A 7580-nucleotide genomic window follows, 5' to 3' on the forward strand; every position below is an offset into this window, starting at 1 on the left:
TCGGCGGGCCGGCCGACCGGCTCGCACTGGCGAGGGAGTGGGGCGCCACCGACGTGGTGTCCATCGAGGACCACCCCGACGCCGCGGCCCGCGTCGAGGCCGTGCGGGACCTGACCGGCGGCGGGCCGACCGTCGCCTTCGAGCTGGCGGGCGCCCCCGGGGCGATCGCCGAGGGGGTGGACATGATGGCCTCGAACGGCCGCTACACGGTGATGGGCACCCTCGGGGGTGACCGGCAGTCCGTCGACGCCGCCCGGATCGTGTTCAAGGGCCTGCGCATCCGCGGGTCCATGAGCGGCGACATCGGCGACTACCACGTCGCGCTGCAGACCCTGGACCGCTTCTCCGAGCGGTTCGACTGGGACCGCCTGCTGGGCAACAGCTACGGCCTCGCCGACCTCGACCGCGCGATGGACGCCATGCGGGGCATGTCGGAGATCAAGCCCGTCCTCGTGCCGGGGCTGTCGTGAGCGCCCCCGTCGACCCCGCACCCGACTACGACGTCGTCGTCGTCGGTGCCGGCTTCGCCGGGCTCTACGCCCTGTACGCCCTGCGCGCCGAGGGGCTGTCGGTCGTGGGGTTCGAGTCCGGCTCCGACGTCGGCGGCACCTGGTTCTGGAACCGCTACCCGGGCGCCCGCTGCGACACCGAGAGCCTCGACTACTCCTACTCCTTCGACAAGGACCTGCAGCAGGACTGGACGTGGAGCGAGCGCTACGCCACCCAGCCCGAGATCCTGCGCTACCTGAACCACGTCGCGGACCGGTTCGCGCTGCGCCCGCTGATCCGCTTCCACACCGAGGTCACCTCCGCGGTCTACGACGAGGACTCGGCGACCTGGACGGTCGGCACCTCCACCGCGGACACGGTCCGCGCGCGGTACGTCGTCATGGCCGCCGGCGTGCTGTCCTCGCTCAAGGAGCTGGACTTCCCCGGCCTGGAGCGCTTCCGCGGCACCCGGCTGCACACCGCGCGCTGGCCGCACGAGGGCGTCGACCTCTCCGGGCAGCGGGTGGCGGTGATCGGCACCGGCTCCAGCGGCGTCCAGCTCGTCCCGCGGCTCGCCCCGCAGACCGCGCACCTCCACGTCCTGCAGCGCACCGCGAACTTCTCCGTCCCCGCCCGCAACCGCCCCGTCCTGCCGGAGGAGGCGGCCCGCGAGAAGGCGGGCTACGACGAGCGCCGCGCCGAGATCCGGGTGTCCCGGGCCGGGATGAAGGAGATCCCCGCCGAGGGCTCCGCACTCGACCACGACGCGGCCGAGCGCACCCGGATCTTCGAGTGGCGCTGGGCCTACGGCGGCGGGCCGACCTTCCTGCGCACCTTCACCGACCTCGCACTGGACGAGCAGGCCAACGCCACCGCGGCCGACTTCGTCCGGGCGAAGATCCGCGAGACGGTGGCGGACCCGGAGACCGCGGACAGCCTGTCCCCCAAGGGATTCCCGATCGGGACGAAGCGGCTGTGCGTCGACACCGACTACTACGCCACCTTCAACCGGCCGGACGTCACGCTCGTCGACCTGCGCAAGACCCCGCTGGTCGAGTTCACCGAGAACGGCATCCGGACCACGGCCGGGGAGATCGAGCTCGACGCCGTCGTGTTCGCCACCGGGTTCGACGCCCTGACCGGCGCGATCACCCGGATCGACGTGCGCGGCCGCGGCGGGGAGACCGTCGCGGAGCACTGGGCCGACGGCCCCCGCACGATGCTCGGCGTGGCCGTGGCCGGCTTCCCCAACCTGTTCACGGTGACCGGGCCGGGCAGCCCTTCGGTGCTGGGCAACGTCGTCGCCTCCATCGAGCAGCACGTCGAGTGGATCGTCGACTGCCTGCGGCACGCCCGCGAGGTGGGCGCGGTCTCGGTCGAGGCCACCCGCGAGGCGGAGGAGGACTGGTCGCGCCAGGCCGCCGAGGCGGCCGCCCAGACCCTCATGGCCCGCAACGCATCCTGGTACACCGGCGCCAACATCCCCGGCAAGGCCCGACAGCTGCTGCCGTACGCGGGCGGCGTCGGGCGGTTCCGCGAGATCTGCGACGACGTCGCCGCCCGCGGCTACCCCGGATTCCACTTCACGGTGCCCACCCCGACCGGACACCAGGCCTGACCGCACGACCCCCGGAGCACTCCCGTCCGACCCGAAGGGACCACCATCATGGGCAGAGTCGAAGGCAAGGTCGCCCTCGTCACCGGCGCCGCACGGGGCCAGGGCCGCAGCCACGCGGTCCGGCTCGCCGAGGAGGGCGCCTCGGTCATCGCGATCGACATCTGCGAGGACATCGGCACGGTGCCCTACGCGCTGTCGACCGAGGAGGACCTCGCCGAGACGGCGCGCGAGATCGAGAAGCGCGACCAGCGCGTCGTCACGGTCAAGGCGGACGTCCGGGACGAGGCCGCGATGCGCGAGGCGGTCGACCGCGGCGTCGCCGAGCTCGGCAGGCTGGACATCGTCAGCGCGAACGCCGGCATCTTCAGCTGCGCCCCGGGCGAGCTCGACGGGCAGACCTGGAAGGACATGATCGACGTCAACCTCAACGGCGTCTTCCACACCTGCAAGGCCGCGGTCCCGCACCTGCGCCGGGCCGGTGGCGGGTCGGTGGTCCTGACCAGCTCCTGCGCCGGTCTCATGGGCTTCGAGGGCTTCGCCCACTACACCGCGGCCAAGCACGGCGTCATCGGGTACATGCGGTCGCTGGCCAAGGAGGTGGCGAACGACTTCATCCGGGTCAACACGGTCTGCCCCACCTCGGTGTTCACCGACATGATCAACAACGACGCGATGTTCGGCATCATGCGGCCGGACCTCGAGTCGCCGACGGTCGAGGACGCGATGGTGTCCTGGACCGCCATCAACCTGCTGCCGGTCCCCTACGTCGACGTCGAGGACATCACCAACGCCGTCCTCTTCCTGGCCTCCGACGAGGCCCGGTACATCACGAGCGTCGCCCTGCCCGTGGACGCGGGCTCGACCCAGAAGTGATCCCGGCCGCCCGCGGCACGCGCGGGCTCCGCCGACCATCCCCCGAGGAGAATCCCCGTGCGCAGGCTCCGCTTCGGCGTCCAGATCTTCCCGTACCACAACCCGACGCATAACCCGACGCTCCAGTTCGAGGAGGACCTGCAGCTCGTCGAGCACCTCGACCGGCTCGGGTTCGACGAGGCCTGGTGCGGCGAGCACCACTCCACCGGCTGGGAGTCCATCGCCTCCCCCGAGCTGTTCGCGATGGCCGCCGCCGGGCGCACCAAGCACATCCGGCTGGGCCTGGGCGTCACCTCGGTCCCCTACCACCACCCGCTGATGCTGGCGGACCGCGTGCTGCAGCTGGACCACCTGACCCGCGGCCGCGTGATCTGGGGGATGGGGACCGGCTCGGTCGCCCAGGACGCGTCGATGATGGGCCTGGACACCCAGGAGCTGCGCCGGATGAGCGAGGAGGGTGTCGAGGCGATCATGGCGCTGCTCGCCTACGACGAGCCCGTCACCCGCAAGACCGACTGGTTCACCCTGCAGGACGCGGCCCTGCAGCTGCGGCCCTACAGCGACGACATCGAGATCCGGGTCGCCGCGATGGTCTCGCCGTCCGGGCCGCGGCTCGCCGGGCGGCACGGGCTCGGCCTCTTCCAGTTCGGTGTGCCCGGCGAGGACGCGCTGGCCGGCACCTGGCGGATCATGGAGGAGACCGCCGCCGAGCACGGCAAGGAGGTCAGCCGGGACCGGTGGAGCGTGCTGCAGCACGTCTACCTCGCCGACACCGAGGAGCAGGCCCGCGCGGACGTCCGCTGGAACCTGGACAACGTCATCGAGAGCCTCGCGCGCACCACGCCGCTGTTCCCCGAGAAGCCGCGCGACCACGACCACATGGTCGACATGCTCAACGACGGGCCGATGCTCATCGGCACGCCGGAGATGGCCATCGCGCGCATCGAGGACATCCTCACGCGCTCCGGGGGTGTCGGCTCCTTCATCATCGGCCACCTGGAGGCCGCGGAGCCGGAGCGGATGCGCAGGTCCTACGAGATGTTCGCCCGCCACGTCATGCCGCACTTCAACGGGCAGCGGACCCAACGCCTGCGCGCGGTCCAGCACTCGATCGACTTCGGCCAGAACGCCGACCGGCTGGCCGCCGCCCAGCAGAAGGCCGTCAAGGAGTACGAGGCCGCGCGCGGGAACGCCTGACCCGCGCCGACGAGAGGAGCAGACACTGATGGGACGTCTCGACGGCAAGGTCGCCGTCATCTCCGGTGCCGCTCGCGGCCAGGGCCGCGCGCACGCGGTCACGCTCACCGGCGTCCCGCTCCCCGTCGACGGCGGGTGGAGCGCAGCCTGACAGACCCGCGACCGACCCCCGCTCCCGCCGGAGACGGGGGTCGCGTCGTTCCGTGTCGGATCATCGAAGGAGATGCCATGACGGAGTCACCCACCGTGTCGCCGCTCGAGACCGCGGCCGACAGGTTCCCCGTGCGGTACTGGACCGCCCCGGACGGGGTCCGGATCGCCTACGTGCGGCGCGGGGAGGGCGGGGTACCGCTCGTCCTCGCCCACGGATGGCCCGGGTCCAAGAGGCTGTTCTGGAAGGTCGTCGAACCGCTCGCCGAGGCGGGCTTCGACGTCGTCGCCCCGGACGCCCGAGGCTTCGGCGACTCCGACGTCCCGGGCGACCCCGCGGGCTTCGCCGACCTCGGGCTCAGCGCGACGGACCTGCACGGCCTGCTGACCTCGCTCGGGATCGACTCGTGCGTCGCCGCGGGTGGCGACTTCGGAGCCGGGGTCGTCCAGGACCTGGCCGCCCGGTGTCCGGGACTCGTCCGTCGGATGGTCCTGTGGAACGGCGTCGCCGCGCCACTGGACGACGAGTACGCCCGGGCGGGGATCGCGCCGGGCCAGCTCGGGGAGATCGAGCTGATCAGCGACCACCTGCAGGACAACGGACTCGCGGCCGACGCGACCTGCGCCGCGCTGGGCTCCGACGCCGAGCGCCGCGCGCACGTGCGCGGGTACCTCACCGCACGGGCCTACCGGGCCGGTGGTCCGCCGCTGCGGCTGGCCGCGCCGGGCGCCTTCACCGAGGAGGAGCTGGACTTCCAGCTCGAACCGTTCGGGGACGCGGCCCGGCTGCGGGCGACCCTCGGCTACTACGAGGGGCTCTTCCGACCGGAGCTGTGCCCGGTGCCGACCGTGCTCGGCACGCCGGCCCGCGACACCGAGACACTGGTGCTCTACGGCGTCGAGGACGAGATCGTCGGCCCGTCGCTGCCTCGCAGGCACGCGATCGCCTACCCGAACCACGTGGGCCCGTTCCTGGTCCAGGACAGCGGCCACTTCGTCCCCTGGGAGGCGCCGGGCGTGTTCGTGAGCGCCGTCCGGTCCTTCGCCCGCGACCTCCTCGCCTGACGACGGGTGGGGGCCGTGCGGGCCCCCACCCGGTGGTCCTAGCGCCGCGCCATCCGGACCACGGTGGACAGTGCCACCGCGACCAGCAGCACCGCGCCGTTGACCACGTCGGTCCAGGTCGCGGGCAGGCCACCGGTGATGAGCCCCTGCCCCACCCACACCACGAAGATCCCGCCCGCGACCGTGCCCCACACCGTGAACGGGCCGGAGGAGAACACCACCGTCGAGAGGAAGGCCGCCGCGAAGGCCGGGAGGAGGAACGCACCGGCGATGTCCGGGGCCACCGTGCCCTGGGTCGCGGCCAGGGCCACCCCGGCCAGCGCGGACAGCAGGCCACCGATCATGAAGGCCCCGACGACGTGCCTCCGGGTCCCGATCCCCGCCAACCGCGCGGCCTCCGGGTTCGCCCCGGTGGCCTTGAGCCCCCGGCCGAACGTGGTGAGCTCGAGCAGCAGCCACAGGACCGAGGCCACCCCCACCAGCAGGACGACGAGCCACGACAGGCCCCCCGACACGCCGTCGCCCGACGCCGCCGCGAGCAGCGCGACGACCAGCAGGGCCGTGACGGCGAGTCCGCCGACACCCCGGACCGCGGTCCACACCCGGGGCGGGACCCGCCGCGGCCGCATGCCGGCCAGGGTGTGCACCACCGCCGCGCCCGCGAGCAGCCCGACGAGGACGACGAGCACCGTCGGGGGCCTGCTCGTGAACGACCCCATCGCGCCGAACCACTCCGGCAGGTCGAACTCGCCGCGGGCGGGGATCAGCGCGCCGCCGCCGGAGTACACACTGGACAAGCCGAGGACCACGCCGCCCGTGCCGAGCGTGGCGATGAACGCGTTGATCGACAGGTACTCGACGAGGATCCCGTTGACCAGCCCCACCACCAGCCCGACCACCGCGCACAGCAGCAGGACCAGCCAGAACGGCATCCCCTGCTCCGTCCGCAGGCCCACCGCGAGGAACGCGGTGAGCGACGCCGTCGACGACACCGAGAGGTCGAACTTCCCGGCCACCAGGGTGACCATGGCGGCGAGCCCGATCAGCAGCACCGGGACGTTCTGGTGGATGTTCAGCAGCCGCGCCCCGAGGTCGAGGAAGCGGTCTCCGAGCCACACCGAGTAGATCGCGAACACCACGAGGAAGGCGAGCACGGTCAGCGACGAGCCGAAGGCCCGGCCGTGCAGCACCGCGTGCCGGCGGCTCGGCGCGGGTGGTCGCAGGTCGGTCCCCTCCTCGGGGGTCGGCCGGGTCGTCACGCTCACAGCACCGCCTCCAGCTGCTCGTCGCTGAGGCCGGCGACCGGCCGGAACCCGCTCACCGTCCCGTCCGTCACCGTCGCCAGCCGGTCGCACAGCGCCAGCAGGTCCTCCGCGTCGGAGGTGATCACCAGGACTCCCGTCCGCTCGTCCGGCAACCGCCGGACCAGGTCGTAGATCTCCTCGCGGGCGGCGACGTCGACGCCGCGGGTCGGTTCGCACAGCACGTACACGTCCGCCTCGCGCAGCAACGCCCGCCCGAAGACGACCTTCTGCTTGTTCCCCCCGGACAGCAGGCCGAACTCGACGTCGACGTCCGCGGGATGCACCTCCAGCTCGTCCACGAGCCGGGCACAGTCCCGCCGTTCCGCGGCTCGGTCCACGAGACCGAACCGTCGCCAGCGGCGCAGTGCCGACACCGTCAGGTTGGTCCGCACGTCGAGAGCGGCGAAACCGCCCTGGGTCTCGCGGTGGGGCGGGACCAACGCCGTCCGCACGCCCGGCGCGACGGCCCCGCCCTGCGTGCCCGTGGCCCCGGTGACGAGAACGGGTCCGGCCATGTGCTCCTCCTGGTGTGCTCGGCTGCGATCTGGAACAGTCGAACCGTTTCGAGACCAGCGAGGAAGGACTTCCGTGACCGACGTGCGCAGCGACGCCCGCCGAAACCGCGAGCGGGTCCTGGCGGCGGCCGTCGAGGCGGTGGCGGCCGAGGGGACCGGCGTCGCGCTGAGCGCGGTGGCCCGCCGGGCCGGTGTCGGGGTCGCCACCGTGCACCGGCACTTCCCGAGTCGGGACCTGCTCCTGGAGTGCGTCCTGGCCCGGATGCTCGACGGCGTGGTCGCGGGAGGCGCCCGCGTGCGCGGCGCCCCGGGACCGGCGTTCTTCGGGTTCCTGCAGCACGTCGTGGAGAGCACGGCCCGGCGCGGGCC

Annotated in this window: 9 protein-coding genes; 7 read left to right on the plus strand and 2 right to left on the minus strand. The window is 72.8% G+C overall.

Annotated features, from left to right (window positions below):
- The 6 genes from H5J29_RS14390 to H5J29_RS14410 form a co-directional block, all read left to right on the plus strand.
- Positions 1–470, plus strand: a 470-nt coding sequence (locus tag H5J29_RS14390) for a zinc-binding dehydrogenase (RefSeq protein ID WP_181781463.1), incomplete at its 5' end; no start/stop codon positions are given.
- Positions 467–2107, plus strand: coding sequence for a flavin-containing monooxygenase (locus H5J29_RS14395; RefSeq protein WP_181781464.1), 1641 nt, complete (start codon positions 467–469; stop codon positions 2105–2107). The genes H5J29_RS14390 and H5J29_RS14395, both read left to right, overlap by 4 nt.
- A gap of 48 nt (positions 2108–2155) precedes the next feature.
- On the plus strand, positions 2156–2980 hold the full coding sequence (locus tag H5J29_RS14400) for a mycofactocin-coupled SDR family oxidoreductase (RefSeq protein ID WP_181781465.1): 825 nt from the start codon (positions 2156–2158) through the stop codon (positions 2978–2980).
- A 57-nt stretch (positions 2981–3037) separates the two neighbouring features.
- A complete protein-coding gene (locus H5J29_RS14405) occupies positions 3038–4177 on the plus strand; it encodes an LLM class flavin-dependent oxidoreductase (protein ID WP_220187421.1) in 1140 nt (379 codons plus the stop codon).
- A gap of 28 nt (positions 4178–4205) precedes the next feature.
- Positions 4206–4328 (plus strand): hypothetical protein, encoded by a 123-nt coding sequence (locus tag H5J29_RS35855; RefSeq protein ID WP_281375977.1) that lies wholly within the window; start codon positions 4206–4208, stop codon positions 4326–4328.
- Between the two features lie 77 nt (positions 4329–4405).
- Positions 4406–5392 carry an alpha/beta fold hydrolase gene (locus H5J29_RS14410; protein ID WP_181781466.1) on the plus strand — a complete coding sequence of 329 codons (987 nt, stop codon included), beginning with the start codon at positions 4406–4408 and terminating at the stop codon, positions 5390–5392.
- A 38-nt stretch (positions 5393–5430) separates the two neighbouring features.
- Here H5J29_RS14410 and H5J29_RS14415 read toward each other — a convergent pair whose 3' ends face one another.
- Both H5J29_RS14415 and H5J29_RS14420 read right to left on the minus strand, forming a co-directional pair.
- Positions 5431–6651: an ABC transporter permease gene (locus H5J29_RS14415; protein WP_181781467.1), complete on the minus strand. Its 1221-nt coding sequence runs from the start codon at positions 6649–6651 to the stop codon at positions 5431–5433.
- Positions 6652–6653: 2 nt separating this feature from the next.
- The gene (locus H5J29_RS14420; RefSeq protein ID WP_181781468.1) at positions 6654–7211 is read right to left on the minus strand and encodes a sugar ABC transporter ATP-binding protein; all 558 of its coding nucleotides are present in this window, start codon (positions 7209–7211) and stop codon (positions 6654–6656) included.
- Between the two features lie 73 nt (positions 7212–7284).
- On the opposite strand from H5J29_RS14420, the gene H5J29_RS14425 reads away from it, so the two are divergent.
- Positions 7285–7580, plus strand: a 296-nt coding sequence (locus H5J29_RS14425) for a TetR/AcrR family transcriptional regulator (protein WP_312858222.1), incomplete at its 3' end; no start/stop codon positions are given.

Origin of the sequence: Pseudonocardia pini (assembly GCF_013870575.1) — a bacterium.
Classification (GTDB): Bacteria; Actinomycetota; Actinomycetes; order Mycobacteriales; family Pseudonocardiaceae; genus Pseudonocardia; species Pseudonocardia pini.

Coding starts and splice junctions, on each gene's coding strand:
- H5J29_RS14400 (WP_181781465.1), top strand. CDS start 2,156: ATGGGCAGAGTCGAAGGCAAGGTCGCCCTCGTCACCGGCGCCGCACGG.
- H5J29_RS14420 (WP_181781468.1), bottom strand. CDS start 7,211: ATGGCCGGACCCGTTCTCGTCACCGGGGCCACGGGCACGCAGGGCGGG.
- H5J29_RS14410 (WP_181781466.1), top strand. CDS start 4,406: ATGACGGAGTCACCCACCGTGTCGCCGCTCGAGACCGCGGCCGACAGG.
- H5J29_RS35855 (WP_281375977.1), top strand. CDS start 4,206: ATGGGACGTCTCGACGGCAAGGTCGCCGTCATCTCCGGTGCCGCTCGC.